This is a genomic window from Arhodomonas sp. KWT (assembly GCF_010993615.1).
In genome coordinates, this window is sequence record NZ_WNXE01000421.1 from 1 (window position 1) to 1,491 (window position 1,491).

The 1,491-nt window shown below is 72.6% G+C and carries 1 protein-coding gene; it reads right to left on the minus strand.

Features of this window, described 5'->3' with window-relative positions:
- On the minus strand, positions 1-1,491 hold a 1,491-nt coding region (locus tag G7A99_RS19535), incomplete at both ends, for an Hpt domain-containing protein (protein ID WP_205599942.1).

Consider the following 1,491-nt stretch of genomic DNA (forward strand, 5'->3'; position numbering starts at 1 on the left):
TGCGCGTGCGCATCAGCCCGTCCTGGAGCTCGGTGTTCACCCGGGACTGCTGAAGCAGCAGGGTCTCGCTCTCGCGGTTGAGGGTCTGCAGCGTGGTCTGGATGCTGGAGAGGTCGTTGACGCTCTCGGACAGGGCCCGGGAGAGCTCCTGCATGCGGCTGAAGCGGTCCAGCTCCAGCGGATCGAAATCGGCTCCGCCGTCGTTCGCGGTCTCACCGGGGGCCTCCTCCGGTCCGCCCGCCTCCGGCGGGGCCTCGCTGTCGCCCGTGGGCTGCGCGGGACCGGCATCGCGTTCGAAGCCGAAGCGGATGTGGCTCTCGGTCTCTATCTCCAGCGAGCGCAGCTGCTCGCGCAGCCGAGTGACGGTCTGCTCCAGCTCCTGGAGGTTGAAATTCACCGCACCGGCCTGCTGGTCCAGCCGCGCCCGATAGATATTCACCTCGCCGGCATGGTTGACCAGCTCGTCGAGCACCTCGGCGCTCACGCGGACGACGTCGCTGCGCGTCGCCGGTGCCGCGGCGGGGCGCTGCGGGGCCTCGGCGGGGGCCGTTCCGGACTCCGCGGCTGGCACGGCCTCACCGCTCTCGCCGGCCAAGGAGTCCGACTCGTCCCCGCCCTCGGCGCTGTCGCCCCGGTAGCCGGCGATCTGCTCGCGGACCACCGTGGCATCCTCGGGCGTCTGCCCGGCGGCGACGGCGTCGCGCTGGGCGAGCAACGTCTCAAGGCCGGTCTCGAGCAGGTCCTGGTGCGCGTCGTCAGGCTCCTCGCCCGCCGAGCGCACCAGCGTCTCCAGGTCGTGGGCGAGATCGGCGACGGCGGTCATGCCCGTGGTCCGGGCACCGCCCTTGAGGGTGTGCAGGGCCCGCGCCAGTGCCTGACGATGCTCGGCCGAGGCCGGCTCCGCCCGCCATGCCGCGGCGGTGCGTTCCAGGGCGTCGAGCAGCTCCGCCGCCTCCTCCAGGAAGATATCCCGGAGCTCTGTAGCATCGTCGTCACCGGCATCCGCCGGGGTCGCCCCCGCAGCACCGGGGGAGCGCAAGCGCTCGACAAGATCCGGGTCGGGCTGTGGCTGTTCGCCATGGCCGGCCCGGTCGACCAGGTCGTCGAGCTCGTCGACGGCACTGCGCAGCAGACCGAGGAAACGATCGTCGGCCGGGATATTCCCGGCGGCGGCGGCGCTGGCCAGCGTCTCCGTCGCATGGCAGAGGTCGCCGATGGCCCTGAATCCGGCCAGCCGGGCACCGCCCTTGAGGGTGTGGAGTGTACGCTGCACCGAGTGCAGCCGTGCCGGCGGGTCGGCGGCGTCGTTCCAGCCCCCCAGGGCCGCCTCCAGCTCGGCAAGCAGGTCCGCGGCCTCGTCGAGGAAGATACCGACCAGCTCCGGATCCAGCTCGTCGGCCGCCGGCGGTGTCTCCTCCGCGCTCTCCGCGCTCTCCGCGCTCTCCGCGCTCTCCGCGCTCTCCGCGCTCTCCGCGCTCTCCGCGCTCTCCG